The sequence below is a fragment of the Peribacillus sp. NPDC097295 genome (assembly GCF_044761665.1).
Taxonomy (GTDB): domain Bacteria; phylum Bacillota; class Bacilli; order Bacillales; family DSM-1321; genus Peribacillus.
Map to the genome: position 1 here is coordinate 47,435 of NZ_JBIWCW010000021.1, position 15,182 is coordinate 62,616.

Annotated in this window: 17 protein-coding genes; 15 read left to right on the forward strand and 2 right to left on the reverse strand. The window is 42.8% G+C overall.

The genetic code is table 11. The features are described from left to right. Window positions 1–299: 299 nt before the first annotated feature. The 8 genes from mltG (at window position 300) to ACIQXN_RS19870 (ending at window position 8,528) form a co-directional block, all read left to right on the forward strand. Window positions 300–1,436, forward strand: coding sequence for an endolytic transglycosylase MltG (gene mltG, locus ACIQXN_RS19835; RefSeq protein WP_402970737.1), 1,137 nt, complete (start codon window positions 300–302; stop codon window positions 1,434–1,436). A 257-nt stretch (window positions 1,437–1,693) separates the two neighbouring features. Further along, the gene (locus ACIQXN_RS19840) at window positions 1,694–2,359 is read left to right on the forward strand and encodes an O-methyltransferase (RefSeq protein ID WP_402970740.1); all 666 of its coding nucleotides are present in this window, start codon (window positions 1,694–1,696) and stop codon (window positions 2,357–2,359) included. Beyond that, window positions 2,346–3,275 carry a peptidase U32 family protein gene (locus ACIQXN_RS19845; RefSeq protein ID WP_402970743.1) on the forward strand — a complete coding sequence of 310 codons (930 nt, stop codon included), beginning with the start codon at window positions 2,346–2,348 and terminating at the stop codon, window positions 3,273–3,275. The genes ACIQXN_RS19840 and ACIQXN_RS19845 overlap by 14 nt, the downstream gene beginning before the upstream one ends. Window positions 3,276–3,299: 24 nt before the next feature. Then, complete coding sequence (locus ACIQXN_RS19850) at window positions 3,300–4,571, forward strand: peptidase U32 family protein (RefSeq protein WP_402970748.1); 1,272 nt, start codon at window positions 3,300–3,302, stop codon at window positions 4,569–4,571. A gap of 1 nt (window position 4,572) precedes the next feature. Further along, on the forward strand, window positions 4,573–5,211 hold the full coding sequence (gene udk / locus ACIQXN_RS19855; protein ID WP_402970753.1) for a uridine kinase: 639 nt from the start codon (window positions 4,573–4,575) through the stop codon (window positions 5,209–5,211). Between the two features lie 282 nt (window positions 5,212–5,493). Continuing rightward, the gene (gene greA / locus ACIQXN_RS19860; RefSeq protein ID WP_402970756.1) at window positions 5,494–5,970 is read left to right on the forward strand and encodes a transcription elongation factor GreA; all 477 of its coding nucleotides are present in this window, start codon (window positions 5,494–5,496) and stop codon (window positions 5,968–5,970) included. A gap of 93 nt (window positions 5,971–6,063) precedes the next feature. Continuing rightward, window positions 6,064–7,815 (forward strand): peptidoglycan D,D-transpeptidase FtsI family protein, encoded by a 1,752-nt coding sequence (locus ACIQXN_RS19865; RefSeq protein ID WP_402970759.1) that lies wholly within the window; start codon window positions 6,064–6,066, stop codon window positions 7,813–7,815. 86 nt (window positions 7,816–7,901) lie between these two features. Then, a complete protein-coding gene (locus ACIQXN_RS19870) occupies window positions 7,902–8,528 on the forward strand; it encodes a YrrS family protein (RefSeq protein WP_402970762.1) in 627 nt (208 codons plus the stop codon). 62 nt (window positions 8,529–8,590) lie between these two features. Here ACIQXN_RS19870 and ACIQXN_RS19875 read toward each other — a convergent pair whose 3' ends face one another. Then, window positions 8,591–8,803, reverse strand: coding sequence for a DUF2536 family protein (locus ACIQXN_RS19875; RefSeq protein WP_402869677.1), 213 nt, complete (start codon window positions 8,801–8,803; stop codon window positions 8,591–8,593). A 138-nt stretch (window positions 8,804–8,941) separates the two neighbouring features. Here ACIQXN_RS19875 and ACIQXN_RS19880 point away from each other — a divergent pair, with 138 nt between their 5' ends. From ACIQXN_RS19880 to ACIQXN_RS19905, 6 genes are all read left to right on the forward strand, one after another. Further along, window positions 8,942–9,580 (forward strand): class I SAM-dependent DNA methyltransferase, encoded by a 639-nt coding sequence (locus ACIQXN_RS19880; protein ID WP_402970765.1) that lies wholly within the window; start codon window positions 8,942–8,944, stop codon window positions 9,578–9,580. Window positions 9,581–9,597: 17 nt separating this feature from the next. Beyond that, the gene (gene mtnN / locus ACIQXN_RS19885; protein WP_402970767.1) at window positions 9,598–10,293 is read left to right on the forward strand and encodes a 5'-methylthioadenosine/S-adenosylhomocysteine nucleosidase; all 696 of its coding nucleotides are present in this window, start codon (window positions 9,598–9,600) and stop codon (window positions 10,291–10,293) included. 99 nt (window positions 10,294–10,392) lie between these two features. Further along, window positions 10,393–11,316 (forward strand): PLP-dependent cysteine synthase family protein, encoded by a 924-nt coding sequence (locus ACIQXN_RS19890; RefSeq protein WP_402970770.1) that lies wholly within the window; start codon window positions 10,393–10,395, stop codon window positions 11,314–11,316. Between the two features lies 1 nt (window position 11,317). Further along, the gene (locus ACIQXN_RS19895; protein ID WP_402970773.1) at window positions 11,318–12,454 is read left to right on the forward strand and encodes a bifunctional cystathionine gamma-lyase/homocysteine desulfhydrase; all 1,137 of its coding nucleotides are present in this window, start codon (window positions 11,318–11,320) and stop codon (window positions 12,452–12,454) included. Window positions 12,455–12,564: 110 nt separating this feature from the next. Continuing rightward, window positions 12,565–12,834 carry a YrhC family protein gene (locus ACIQXN_RS19900; protein WP_402970776.1) on the forward strand — a complete coding sequence of 90 codons (270 nt, stop codon included), beginning with the start codon at window positions 12,565–12,567 and terminating at the stop codon, window positions 12,832–12,834. A 428-nt stretch (window positions 12,835–13,262) separates the two neighbouring features. Next, window positions 13,263–13,403 carry a YrzI family small protein gene (locus ACIQXN_RS19905; protein ID WP_402970779.1) on the forward strand — a complete coding sequence of 47 codons (141 nt, stop codon included), beginning with the start codon at window positions 13,263–13,265 and terminating at the stop codon, window positions 13,401–13,403. A 391-nt stretch (window positions 13,404–13,794) separates the two neighbouring features. Here ACIQXN_RS19905 and ACIQXN_RS19910 read toward each other — a convergent pair whose 3' ends face one another. After that, on the reverse strand, window positions 13,795–13,989 hold the full coding sequence (locus ACIQXN_RS19910) for a sporulation protein YjcZ (RefSeq protein WP_402970782.1): 195 nt from the start codon (window positions 13,987–13,989) through the stop codon (window positions 13,795–13,797). A gap of 319 nt (window positions 13,990–14,308) precedes the next feature. On the opposite strand from ACIQXN_RS19910, the gene sigK reads away from it, so the two are divergent. Beyond that, entirely contained in the window at window positions 14,309–15,031 is a 723-nt protein-coding gene (sigK, locus tag ACIQXN_RS19915) for an RNA polymerase sporulation sigma factor SigK (protein WP_402970785.1), read from the forward strand. The last annotated feature ends 151 nt before the right edge of the window (window positions 15,032–15,182 follow it).

Sequence of the window (15,182 nt, forward strand, 5' to 3'; positions counted from 1 at the left end):
TTTTACCATGAATAATTAGATTTTTGTATGGGTTCAGATGGCTACATGCAGGGAATTCGGAAAATTCATTGTATTTTACTTAAACTGACCCTAACACTCTTTTCCTATGAAATGCCTATCTTCTATTGACAAAGCTAGCGTTCATTTGCCATAAATAGAGTAGGAATCAAGGTAGTTATACAAAAAACATGTATTTATTTGTAGGTTTTAGTATAATATTCGAAGCAAAGATATAATTAGAGAAAGCATCTTCTAGAAAACATTCTGTAGTTGGTGTGCAGTTTGCAGGGGGAATTGAAATGGATGAAAAGAATCAAAAGCAATCTAAAAAAGAACATATTCGAATGAAGATGCTAGAACAACAAGGGGAAGCCAAGCTTGTCCGTAAAATTGTCATGATTACGATCGCTGCACTTATTTTACTAGTGGGGATAGTCGTGCTCGTGGGGTTCTTATATATCAACTCGGCCATGAAGCCCGTTGATCCAGAAGACGATACGATTAAGACTGTGAAAATCCCTATCGGTTCTACCATTAGCGATATTTCATTATTGCTTGAAGAGCAGGACATCATCAAAGACGCACGTGTTTTCAAATATTATATTAAATTCCGAAATGAATCGGGCTTTCAGGCAGGGGAGTATAAGCTTTCTCCATCCATGCCAATCAATGATATCGTGACCAGCATCAAAACCGGAAAACTCATGAAAGAGGCGGTTCTTAGGATAACGATTCCGGAAGGCAAGCAGCTTGTCCAAATAGCCGACATTATTGCTGTGAAGACGGGTCAGGACCCAAAAGAGATATTCAAGAAATTAAATAGTGAGAAATTCGTCAAATCCATGCAAACGAGATTTCCAGAGCTCCTGACGTCAGAGATTAACAATGAAAATGTCAGGTATCCGCTTGAAGGGTATCTGTACCCGGCAACCTATGATTTTTATGAGGAAAAGCCATCCGTTGAATCCATGGTGGTTGAAATGCTTCAAAAAACGGAAGATACGCTCCAGGCATTCGAATCGCAGATGGAGAAAAAAGAGTATACGGCCCACCAGCTGTTGACATTTGCATCGCTAGTTGAAGAAGAGGCCACAGCTCAGGTAGACCGTAAGACCATTGCTTCGATCTTTTATAACCGACTCAAGGAAGAAATGCCGTTACAAACGGATCCCACTGTTCTATATGCCAAGGGCTCGCATAAAAACCGTGTGTATTACAAAGATCTTGAAGTCAAGTCGCCCTATAATACGTACAAAAACAAAGGGCTTACGCCAGGTCCTATCGCTAACGCCGGTAAGTCTTCGATTGAGGCCGTATTGAAGCCTAAGAAGACGGATTATATGTATTTCTTGGCTACACCTGATGGGGAAGTTCTATATTCCAAAACACTGGATGAACATAATACTAAAAAGGCACAGCATATAACCAACAAATAAATGGTGACGGCACTAGCAACTAAGGGGAGACGGATATTACTTTCCCCTTGTTTTTGTGATAGAATAGTAAACGTGAAAATTTCAGATCCGATTTTTATTGAAAACTGTAACTCGGCTTTTGCCGGGTTTTATTTTGAAAAGATAAGGAAACGTAGACAGTCAGTGATGCTGGTTCTAGTTCGTTTTGAATATGATGCGACGCTTCATGGAGAGCCGGCCAAGACGCTTTCGTTTTTCTTATAATTGGAGGAAATGTCTTGAACGGAAAAATAGACCAATATCTTCACGACTTACTTCCGGAACGTACCGGATTGATTAAGGAGCTAGAGGATTTTGCAAAGGAACATAATGTGCCGATCATGGAGCCTGAAGGTATAGAGGTATTGCTACAGATTTTGAGGCTTCACCAACCAAAGGCCATATTGGAAGTGGGCGCAGCGATTGGATATTCGGCAATCAGAATGGCCGAAACCTTACCGGATGTACAGATTGTTACGCTGGAACGGAATGAAGCGCGTATAGAACAGGCGAAAGCCAATTTTGCAAAGGCCGGTCTATCGGAGCGGATTACCCTCATAGAAGGCGATGCACTAGAAGCAGGGGCACTTGTGAAGGATCATGGTCCGTTCGACATCATCTTTGTGGATGCGGCCAAAGGGCAGTACAAACGTTTCTTTGAGCTGTTTGAACCTTTCCTGAATCAAGCTGGCATTATCATTACTGATAATGTATTATTTAAAGGCTTGGTTGCTGAAAACATTGAAGAGATGGAAATGACGAGACGCAAGCGAGCGCTCATTAAGAAAATCAAAGATTTTAATATCTGGCTACACAACCATCCTCATTACGATACCGTGATTTTACCGATTGGTGACGGTGTGGCTATTAGTAAACATAGAGGTGACAAACATGAAAAAGCCTGAATTACTGGTGACTCCGATAAATATCGCACATCTTACAGAACTTATTGAAGCAGGCGCCGATGCATTCGTAATCGGTGAGCAGCGTTATGGACTCCGTTTAGCGGGGGAGTTCACCCGGGTGGACGTTAAGAAAGCGATAGAAATTGCGCACGCCGCAGGTAAAAAAGTATACCTATCCATGAATGCAATCTTTCATAATGATAAAGTGGACGAGCTTGAAGACTATGTAGCTTTCCTAAGTGAAGCAGGAGCAGACCGCATCATCTTCGGTGACCCCGCTGTCTTGATGGCTGTACGGGCTGTTGCCCCTGATATGCCGTTGCACTGGAACACGGAGATGACGGTAACGAACTGGTATACCTGTAATTACTGGGGGAAACGTGGAGCGGTAAGAGCCGTAGCTGCCCGCGAAATCAGTTTGGACGAGGTCATTGAAATGAAGGAACATGCCGAAGTCGAAATGGAAGTTCAAGTCCATGGCATGACATGCATGTTCCAGTCCAAGCGTACGCTGCTTGGAAACTATTTCGAATACCAAGGCAAGGCAATGGAAGTGGGTAATCGTACCGAGCAGAGGAATATGTTCCTGCACGATACGGAACGTGAAAATAAATACCCAATATATGAAGATGAAAACGGTACACATATCATGAGTCCAAATGATATGTGCATGATCGATGAGCTTCAGGATTTGATGGAAGCGGAAATGGATTCCCTGAAAATCGATGGAGTCCTGAAGACGCCTGAATATATTGTGGCCGTTACAAAATTATACCGCGAGGCGATTGATCTATGTGCGGAAGATCCAGATCGCTATGATGATGTCAAAATGGAATTCCTTGAAAAAATCCAAGCGATCCAACCGGATAGCCGTGAGCTAGATACAGGGTTCTTCTTTAAAGAATCGGTTTATTAAGTAAGGGAAAGAGGAGGAATAGCCTTGAATGCTATTGCTGATAAAATTTCCAAGATTGTAGATGGAAAGAGAGTCATTGTAAAAAAACCGGAGCTGCTGGCTCCTGCTGGTAACCTGGAAAAACTGAAAATTGCTGTCCATTATGGTGCAGATGCCGTATTCATTGGCGGACAAGAATATGGTTTACGTTCGAACGCTGGGAATTTCACGTTCGAAGAAATGAAAGAAGGCGTCGAATTCGCTAAAAAATACGGTGCGAAAATTTATGTGACTACGAATATCTTTGCCCATAACGAAAATATCGATGGTCTTGAAGAATATATGGAAGGTCTTCGTGAAACGGGCATTCATGGGATTATCGTGGCCGATCCATTGATCATCGAAACGTGCAAGCGAGTGGCTCCGAATATTGAAATCCATTTGAGCACGCAACAGTCACTATCGAACTGGAAAGCTGTCCAGTATTGGAAAGACGAAGGTCTGGAGCGTGTGGTGCTAGCCCGTGAGACAAGCGCTGATGAAATTCGTGAAATGAAGGAAAAAGTCGACATCGAAATCGAAACCTTCATTCATGGGGCGATGTGCATTGCCTACTCTGGTCGCTGCACACTATCGAACCATATGACGGCACGTGACTCGAATCGTGGAGGCTGCTGTCAGTCTTGCCGTTGGGACTATGACTTATATGAACTGAATGAGGACGGAGAAAAAGCTTTATTCGATAAAGACGATGCTCCTTTCGCGATGAGCCCGAAAGATTTGAAACTTATTGAATCCTTGCCAGGCATGATTGAAATTGGGATTGATAGTTTAAAAGTCGAAGGCCGCATGAAGTCCATCCACTATATCGCAACGGTTATCAGTGTTTACCGTAGAGTAATCGATGCGTATTGTGCCGATCCGGATTCTTTTGAAATTCAGCCTGAATGGTTGGAAGAGCTTGATAAATGTGCAAATCGTGAGACGGCTTCTTCATTCATGGAAGGAGAAATCCCTGGGTATAAACAACAAATGTTCGGGAATCATACCGTAAAGACTCGCTTCGACTTCGCTGGACTGGTACTTGATTATAATGAGGAAACTCAAATTGCGACCTTACAGCAGCGTAACTTCTTCAAGCCTGGTGATGAAGTGGAATTCTTCGGACCGGAAATTGAGAACTTTACTCAAAAAATCGGCACCATCTGGGATGAATTGGGTAAAGAGTTGGACGCAGCACGGCATCCGCTTCAAATTGTCCGCATTCAAGTAGATAAGCCGGTATATGTGAACAATATGATGCGTAAGGAGAATTAACATGACAAGGAAAAAACCAGTAGTTATCGGGGTCACCGGTGGGTCGGGATCAGGTAAAACAAGTGTAACACGCTCCATTTTCGAGTTTTTTAAAGGACATTCAATCTTGATGCTTGAACAAGATTATTATTATAAAGATCAAAGTCATCTTCCATTTGAAGAACGGTTGAAGACCAACTATGATCATCCGTTTGCATTTGATAATGATTTATTGATTGAGCACATCAATGCACTGCTGAATTATGAATCGGTTCAGAAACCGGTGTATGATTATGCAAACCATACGCGCTCAGATGAAATCATCACTGTTGAGCCGCAAGATGTTATCATTCTTGAAGGGATTTTGGTGCTGGAGGATGAACGCCTAAGAAACCTGATGGATATGAAGCTTTATGTGGATACAGATGCAGATTTACGAATCCTTCGCCGGATGACCCGTGACATTAAAGAGCGCGGCCGTTCAATGGATTCTGTCATTGATCAATATATCAGCGTGGTTCGCCCGATGCACAATCAGTTTATCGAGCCGACGAAGCGTTATGCGGATATCATCATTCCTGAAGGTGGACAAAACCATGTGGCAATCGACCTGATGGTGACAAAAATACAAACAATCCTTGAACAAAAGTCTTTTTTGTAATAACATAGCATAAATAATGATAGGTGCGATTTTCCCTCATTTATATAAAAAATACCAATTATTTATTGGGAAAGACTGGACAAATGTGGGAAAACACAATAATCTATTCTTGATACAGAACGAAAACCGGCTGCAATGCAGTCGGTTTATATACTAAGGGACGATTTGTTTCTTAGGGTAGATGCGCGCTTATATATATTTTTATTCGGTTAAGCACTTATAGAGTACATAAACTGGTCACGGCAAAAGTCAGCTGTGAAGAATTTGAAGGAGTGAAGGGTTTTGGCAATTGAAAAAGAATATCCAATGACTATCGAAGGTAAAGCGAAGTTGGAACAGGAACTAGAACAGTTAAAATCGGTTAAACGTAAGGAAGTCGTAGAAAGAATTAAGATCGCCCGCAGCTTTGGGGATCTTTCAGAGAACTCGGAGTATGATTCTGCTAAAGAAGAGCAAGCGTTTGTTGAAGGTCGCATCACAACAATCGAAAACATGATCCGTAATGCCAAAATCATTGAAGATAATAACTTGAATACTGATACTGTATCACTTGGAAAGTCTGTAACGTTTGTAGAACTTCCAAATGGTGACGAAGAAACGTATTCCATAGTAGGTAGCGTTGAAGCGGATCCATTCGAAGGAAAGATTTCGAATGATTCTCCAATCGCGAAAAGCTTGATCGGAAAAAAAGTGGGCGATAAAGTATCGATCCAAACGCCAGGCGGCGAAATGAGCGTCAAAATCGTTTCCATAAGCTAATCGGCTTTTATTTAGAGGATGTCCATAAGGGCATCCTCTTTTTAGTGTTTAAAAATCAAAACCTCGTCAACAATGGTAACGAGGTGTTTCTATATGAAAAAGAAACGAATGAGGGTAGTTGCCATCAGCATCACCATTTGTATGCTGTTACTGATTGGCAGGATAGCATATATCCAACTTGTGGGTACTGAATCCTTCTCCAAGCATGATGTGAATTTAATAGAAGCGAGTGTAAACCAGCGTTCACAGATTTTAAAGATTGATGATGGCCGTGGGAAGTTTTACGACCGAAATGGAGAGCCGCTTGCCCATGAAGAGATTCCGACACTTGTTTTGTTTCCATTTTTAAATAAAATGACCTGGCCCATAGATAAAGTAGCCTCGATAATCGGCAGGACCGAAGAGGAACTGAGACAGTCGATTTCAAAAGCGAAAGACCCATTCGTTTTTGGTGGGGATGAACCAATCGAGCTGACGATGAACCAATCGAAAGACATCAATGAATTGAAGATTCCCGGAGTATTTGCCGTGAATGAAAAGCTCTATCATAATCAAATACCTGCAGCCCAACTGATTGGTACAACGAATATATCGGATGCCGAAAAGAAAAAACGTTATCCCGATATGCAACTTTCCCCGGATACGAAAATTGGCAATACTGGTTTGCAAAGGACATTTGATGAATTTTTGCTTTCCGATGGAGAATCCAAGCTCGTGTTTCATGTAGACGCTAGTGGAGGTCCGATGTTCGGTGTGGATGTTAAATATGTGGAGCCGGCGAATCCCCTTTATCCGGTGAAGGTCGTTACGACGATCGATAAAGGCATTCAAGAAAAAGCAGAGAAACTCGTGGATGAACGCAGGATAAAAAAAGGCGGCCTCGTACTGATTGACATTGAAAAAAGTGAAATCGTAGCCATGGTGTCACGTCCCGCCCTTAATAAAAAAGACCCGAATGGCGAGGGGGCCATCAATATGATGCTGACTCAAAAAACACCTGGGTCAGTCTTTAAAACGGTTACGGCTGCTGCGGTCATTGATTACGAGTCCGCGAGCCCAACAAGAACGTTTGATTGTGATAGAACGATTGAAGGGGGGATAGATAAACAGAGGGAGCTCGGCCGGTTGAATTTCGAGAATAGTTTTGCTCAGAGCTGTAATAGGACGTTTGCCGAGTTGTCTAAGGAAATCGCGGTAAAGGATCCGGCCTTTTTGGATAAATATGCAGAAAAGTTAGGGGTTATCGGTCAATCGGGATGGCAGGGTGATGTCTATCATACGGCCGTTACCCAGTTGTATCATGAACAAAAAGGTAAGGTATGGCATGATGACCAATTGAAGAAGGATCCGAAAATGATCGCGAAGACGTCGATCGGGCAACAGGATGTCCAGACCACGCCACTTGCCATTGCCAATATGATGGCGACCATTGCTAGAGGCGGGAAGAAAGAACAGGTGAAGGCTGTGTCGAAGGTTGAATTCGACAATGGTACGACAGTAGTCGACTTTCCTGATCAAACATTGGCTGGTGATACCTTGAAACCTTATACCGCCATGAAGTTGCAACATCTTTTAAGAAAAGTGGTCACGGAAGAGAAAGGGACGGGGGCTTCTTTACAGGACCTTCCTGTGGAGGTCGCAGGTAAGTCGGGGACCGCTCAGACGAACATCGAAAAAGGTGAGCTAAATAAATGGTTTGCCGGTTATTTCCCCTATGAAAACCCTAAATATGCCTTGGTCACGGTGAATCTTGAAACAAATGAAAGTAGTTCCAGCATGACACCTCTATTTTCAGATATTGTAAAAGTTCTATATAGCAAGGACCAGGATATACGCGAGAATTGACGAAAAGTGTAGGAAACCTTCCCCTTCTATCTCCGGCAGAATCATGATAGAATGAGGCTGAAAGTAAAGGTAGGGAGGAATGGACCTTGGGCTCAAGATTCCATCAGAGAGATCAAAAACGAAAATTAAATAAAATATATAATATTGCGATTACGGTCGTGTCGATTTTAATTGTCATTGTTGCAGCCACAATCTTCCTTAGTGATGATGATTCACCTGAAAAGGCCACAACCGAACCGAAACAAATCACGGAAAAGAATCAGAAGAAAGCTGAAAAAACCGAGGAAAAAGAAGATGCACCGGGAGTCGAGGATGAAGATTCGGAAGCGACAGATCCTACGGATGAAGAAAAGGACAAGGATGCCGAGCTTGTTGAAGTGGAGGCCAGCGGAGATAGCAACGTCGAGAAGGCTTATACGAGTGAGAACTGGCAACCTGTTGGCACAGAACAATCCGGTGAACATGCGACAAGCTTCGAAAAGGATTCAGTGGACTGGAATGAAATGCGACAAGCGATTGCTGCTGGAGCCGGGGTGGACGAAGGTAGCATGAAGCTATGGTGGTTGCAAAACGGGGGATCCCCCAATACGGCCATCGGCACTGCTTCAGATGGAAACGAATCACAAACGTACCGTGTACATATCGAATGGGTGGACGGCTCCGGCTGGAAGCCAGTCAAAGTGGAAGAATTGAAAGTGAATGATAAAAAGTAATCCCTTGTGTGATGAATGAGTGTAGCACCCCCGACTAGCGTTTGCTTTTCGGGGGTTCTTTTTCATTTTTTCGCTTTAAAGTGGACGACGGCGCTATAAAAGCGTCGACCTTCTTCACTTACATACATTTGATGTGAAACGGAGTGCACCTGTAGCAAGATCGCTTTGTTGATCTCAATTTGGGATTGGACTTTTTCTTCTAGGCTCTTGATGCTTTCCGCTTCGAAAAATTCAATTTTATCTTCAAATAAATTTAAATCAAGTTGAAAATCCATACTATATTCCTCCAAGGTTTTGATAGTGTTAGTGTACCATCAAATCTGGTGAAACTGCCTAAAAAATGCGAACCGTTTTTGTTTACTCTCATATTCTGTTACTAGGTATGGTAATTCCTCATAAAAAAGGTGATTAATATGGGCAGGGAGTTTTTGGAACTATTCGATGAATGGTCTAAATCATATGATGAATCCGTCGAGGGACAGGATATTGAATATCAAGAGGTCTTTAAGCACTATGACAAAATATTAGATTGTGTCGCAAGCCGGTCTCGCGGTCATGTATTGGAGTTTGGGGTCGGAACGGGGAACTTGACGGAAATGATGATAAAAGCCGGTCTCGTGGTATCTGGAATCGAGCCATCTCCAGCCATGAGAGAAATAGCTATCAGAAAGTTACAGGATAAAACGGAAATCGTGGATGGGGATTTCATCAACTTTCCGATGCCGAAACAGGTGGATACAATCGTTAGTACGTATGCTTTCCACCATTTAACGGATGAAGAAAAAGAAAAAGCCATTGCCAACTATGGAAAGTTACTGAATGCTGGTGGTAGAATAGTGTTTGCGGATACCATGTATCAATCAAAAGAAGCGCAGGATCAGGCGATTCGGGATGCAGAGGATGCAGGCTTTCATAATTTGGCGAAGGATTTGCAAACGGAATATTACACGACGATTCCTTTTTTTGAAAAAGTGCTTGTAAAACATGGGTTCATTGTGAATTTTGAGCGTTGCAATTCATTTGTCTGGATTATGGAGGCGGAAAAATTATAGGAAGAGGTTTTTTACTAATGAAGGTAGCCATAATCGGAGCAATGGAAGAAGAAGTTACGATTTTACGTGATAAATTGGAAGGATTGGAACAGGTGACGATTGCCGGTTCTGAATTCAACACAGGATCACTTAACGGTATGGAGGTCATTTTACTTAAATCAGGAATCGGAAAAGTGAATGCAGCTATGTCGACTACGATCCTTTTGGAAAAATTCAAACCTGATGTGGTCATTAACACGGGTTCTGCTGGAGGATATCATCCTGATTTGAATGTCGGTGATGTCGTCATTTCAACGGAAGTGCGCCATCATGATGTTGACGTAACGATTTTTGGCTATGAATACGGTCAAGTGCCACAATTGCCCGCGGCTTTCATCCCGGATGAAAAGCTTTTCGCTATAGCGGAAGAAGCGGCTAAAGAAATCAAGGATATCCAAGTCGCGAAAGGGTTGATCGTGACGGGAGATTCGTTCATGAACGATCCTGTCCGGGTTGAATTCGTCAGGGGAAAATTCACTGATTTATATGCTGTGGAGATGGAAGCGGCAGCTATTGCCCAAGTAGCATACCAATTCGAGACACCGTTTGTCATTATCCGTTCGCTTTCAGATATCGCTGGTAAGGAGTCCAATGTTTCTTTTGATCAGTTCTTGGAAACGGCGGCGCTTCATTCAGCGGAACTGATTCTGAAAATGGTTGAAAAAATGAAATAAGTAATAAAACGGCATGTAATCAGCGGGAATCATCCCGCTGATTATTCTTTATCTTTAAACCAACTAAGTTGGTATGAAAACTAAGAGAGGATGTCCACTATGAAGGTCATTCATAACATTCATGAGTTGATCGGAAAGACGCCATTGATGGAAATCACTTCTTTTCCATTTCCTGATGATGTCCGGATGTATGCCAAATTGGAGTTTTTCAATCCTGGTGGAAGCGTGAAGGACCGACTCGGTCAAGAACTCTTGAAGCAAGCGTTTGCTACTGGAGAATTAAAACGAGGCGGGACCATCATCGAACCGACGGCTGGAAATACAGGGATTGGCTTAGCTTTGGCTGCGATTAACCGCGGCGTCGATGTGATTTTTTGCGTACCGAAGCAATTCAGTAGCGAGAAGCAGGAGTTAATGCGTGCCCTAGGGGCCAAAGTGGTGCAAACGCCAACGGAAGAAGGCATGAAAGGAGCGATTGCGAAATCAAAGGAACTCCTTGCCGAAATTCCGGGTGCCTATTGCCCGCAGCAGTTTGCCAATCCTTCCAATCCCGAGACGTACTATAAAACACTCGGCCCCGAAATATGGGAGCAACTCGATTGTAAGGTTGATGTGTTTGTTGCCGGTGCGGGGACAGGGGGGACCTTCATGGGGACATCACGTTATTTGAAAGAACAGAATCCGGCTGTCAAAACTGTCATCGTCGAACCGGAGGGATCCATCTTAAATGGTGGGAAAGTAGGACCCCATAAAACGGAAGGAATCGGTATGGAGTTTTTGCCAACCTATATGGATGAAACGTATTTTGACGATATTCATACGATCAGTGATCAAAATTCCTTCGCCATGTTGAAAGAATTGGCCCTGAAAGAAGGGCTGCTCGTCGGGAGCTCCTCCGGTTGTGCTTTTGCGGCAGCATTGATCGAAGCGGAAAAGGCCCGGGCAGGTACAAATATTGTCGTCGTTTTTCCGGATTCCAGTGAACGATATTTAAGCAAGAATATTTATCAGGGAGGCCAATGACGTGAGGAAGAAGACACAATTGATTCATGGTGGCATTTTTGGTGATGAAAAAACGGGAGCCGTTTCGGTACCAATCTATCAGGTGAGCACGTACAAACAGGATGGCCCGGGGAAACACCGAGGCTATGAATATTCCCGTACCGGCAATCCGACCCGGAACGCTCTTGAGGAACTGATCAAGGAGCTGGAAGGGGGAAGCCGGGGATTTGCTTTCAGTTCAGGGATGGCGGCCATGACGGCTGTGATGATGCTCTTTAATCAGGGGGATCACATCTTACTCACCGATGACGTATATGGTGGCTCTTTTCGGGTGATGACAAAAATCTTGAACCGTTTTGGGCTGGAGGCCACCTTTATCGATACGAGTGATATGGACTCTATAGAAAAAGGAATCAAGCAGAATACGAAAGCACTATTCATTGAAACCCCTACGAATCCTCTATTGAAAATCACCGATCTTGAAGAGCTATCTAAAAAAGCGAAAGCAAACCAACTGCTTACCATCGTAGATAATACGTTCGGTACCCCATATTGGCAGAATCCTCTTACACTTGGAGCGGATATCGTCCTTCATAGTGCAACGAAGTATCTAGGGGGTCATAGTGACGTTGTAGCGGGCCTTGTCGTCGTAAATGATGAAAAACTAGGTGAAGACCTGCATTTTGTCCAAAACTCGACAGGAGGCGTGCTGGGGCCTCAGGATTCCTGGCTATTGATGCGCGGAATGAAAACACTCGGTATCCGAATGGAAGAACACGAAAGAAACACTTCGGAAATTGTCCATTTTCTAACGGGGCATGAAGCCGTTTCAAAGGTGCATTACCCAGGACTGGTTGACCATCCCAACCATGAAATTTCCAAAAAGCAATCCCGTGGTTTTGGCGGCATGGTCTCCTTCGATGTCGGCAGTGGGGCAAAGGCGGAACGGGTGCTCCAGAAAGTGAAATACTTCACCCTTGCCGAAAGCCTAGGAGCGGTGGAAAGTCTCATATCCGTTCCCGCCTTGATGACGCATGCCTCGATTCCAGCCGAACGACGCGCAAACTTAGGAATCACGGATGGATTGATTCGAATTTCGGTCGGTCTAGAGGATAGCAAAGACCTGATAGAAGATCTCGAGCAGGCACTAGAAGGGTAACTTAAGAGTACCAGCACACATCTTCTTGCCATTATTTACACCTAATCATCTGGAATTAATATGGTAGAATGAGATAAGAAACTAATAGTTAGAAAGATGGTGTGATTGGTATGAAAAACAACCGTAAGAAACCAACCATGGTAGCACTACGTTCAAAAATGGCTGATTTCAAACAATTCGCAATCACCTTATTATGTGTAGGAGCTTTCTTTTATATAGGAACGATACTCCCTACAAGCGGTAAAACGGAAGTATACATCAATGTCTATATGGGAGCGACTGTCCTGTTCCTCAGTTTGTCCATCCTCTTTTTTTCTGTATCAAAAAAATACAAAAGAATCTTGGACGAAAGTGATGACCAGGATTCTTTCCAACAATAGAAGTAAGCCTGGTTTTTCCTGTTAAACGGGAGGATCAGGCTTTTTTAGTTTTTATTTTAATAAAAATATAAATAAAATTTTCAAAAAAATGAAAAAAGTCTATTTACAAATCGCGATTTATTGGATATACTTACCAAATAATATTCCAAAGGAGGTCGAAGAAGATGAGAACATATTTATTGGATGCCAACATTAAGCAGATTAGCTGGAGCGTACCTGCAAACAACCAAATACCATTCGACCTGTGTCAAGCGGAATATTTTTAAAGCAAATGGGCTTTATTAATCATTTAGACATAATGACCGCAGGGAGAATCCTTTTACCCTGGGGTCTTTTTATATTTTTTTAAAAATCCCGCAGGAGGAAGGAACTTTCTGCGGTCTTTTTATGCCTTTTTGGTAAGCCGCCCCCTTAAAGGAGGTGATATTATGACACTGCATATGCTGTTTTTTACAATCACGATCAAAATGAAAAAAATGACGGCCAAGGAATGTTTGCAAGAAGAAAGAATCAGGAAATTACGTGATGAACACCTGGATAAAGCAATGAAGCATCGTCCTTTTTTCTAATCTAAAATGCACGTAGGGTTTTAAAAATTTAAGAAAGGTGGAGATCATATGATTAAATTGACGAGTATAAAAGGAGAAAAACGTTGCTACTGGCAGGAGAAGGATACCGGCTAACCAATGAAGGGCAACCTTCACATTATCGCCATGGATTGTATGAAAAGTGTTCATAATAGCAGCGGTCGGCAATCGTAAAAACATGGTAAATTGGTGGTAAGTTAAAATAATAAGGAGTGATTCAAGATGTTCTCAATCGTAATGGTCCTGGTTGTTACGACCGTCATTGGAACAGTGATCGCTGTAAATGTTTCTGTCGATGCCGATAAACCGCTGCATAACATCATGGACTATGTAAAATAGAAAAACTCGGCATTTTAGCCGAGTTTTTTCTATTTTAACAGCATGGCCCCGGTCCTCCGCAGCCCCCGAATCCGAATCCACCAGGAATGAAGCAGAATCCGAATAACAGCAGTAAGATGACGAGGACGACGATCAAGGCGATTCCAAGACCGAATCCACCTCCGCCATAACAAGGTGGTGGGCATGGAGCACCGTAATTATATCCGTATGGTCCATAGCCGTAGCCCATACAAATCCCTCCTTTCCATTAATTTCCCTACTATTATATGTAAGTTTGTCTATGTTTGATTGGGATTTTAAATGAGGAATTTTTAAATGGTTTACGTTCTATACAATTGTGTGAATGATTCCGATGTCCTTCTTATTTTAGACATTGGGCTGAATCATGAATCGGTAACCAGTTTACTTAAAAAGAATGGATGTTATTGAAGATGTGGTTCACTATTTGACCGCCAACGAGGATTTCTTTTAGTGGTACAGACAAGAACAAGCCCGCTAGCGCATAGGTATGGATAGGGAACATCCAAAGAGGCGGGAGGATGAAACCAATGCCTGGAATACTTACTGCAGTCGGTTATCTCATCAAGGAATTTTACTTATTAGTTTCCTATGTGAAAAATAATGCTTTTCCCCAGCCATTATCATCACAGGATGAGAAGAAGTACCTTAAGCTTATGAGTGAAGGGGATGGGGAAGCCCGTAATATTCTCATTGAGCATAACCTTCGGCTTGTGGCCCATATCGTCAAGAAATTCGAAAATACCGGTGAAGATACCGAGGATCTGATTTCAATCGGTACAATTGGGTTGATAAAGGCTATCGAGAGTTATTCCGATGGAAAAGGAACAAAGCTGGCCACTTATGCAGCACGTTGTATTGAAAATGAGATACTGATGCATTTACGCGCAACAAAAAAAACCAAGAAGGATATTTCCCTGCATGATCCAATCGGTCAGGACAAAGAAGGAAATGAGATTAGTTTAATTGATGTGTTGAAATCAGAATCGGAAGATGTCATTGATACGATTCAGCTAAATATGGAAATAGAAAAAGTGAAGAAGTATATTGGCATTTTGGATGAACGTGAAAAGGAAGTCATCGTCGGACGGTTTGGGCTGGATTTAAAAAAGGAGAAAACGCAGAGGGAGATTGCTAAAGAGCTTGGCATTTCTCGAAGCTATGTATCACGGATCGAAAAGCGTGCCCTGATGAAGATGTTCCATGAATTTTATCGGGCGGAGAAAGAGAAGGAAAAGAAGGCGAAAGGATAAGTTTATGTAAACGAAGAGAGTGCGGAGTTTTGCTTCCGCACTCTTTTTGGTGTGCACGGCATGGGTGCAATCTATAGGGTGTGAGTCCCGAACCATGAAGGCAGTAGTAGTGGTTAGCTTAATGCAAGGGTGTCCACGGTGACGTGGAATC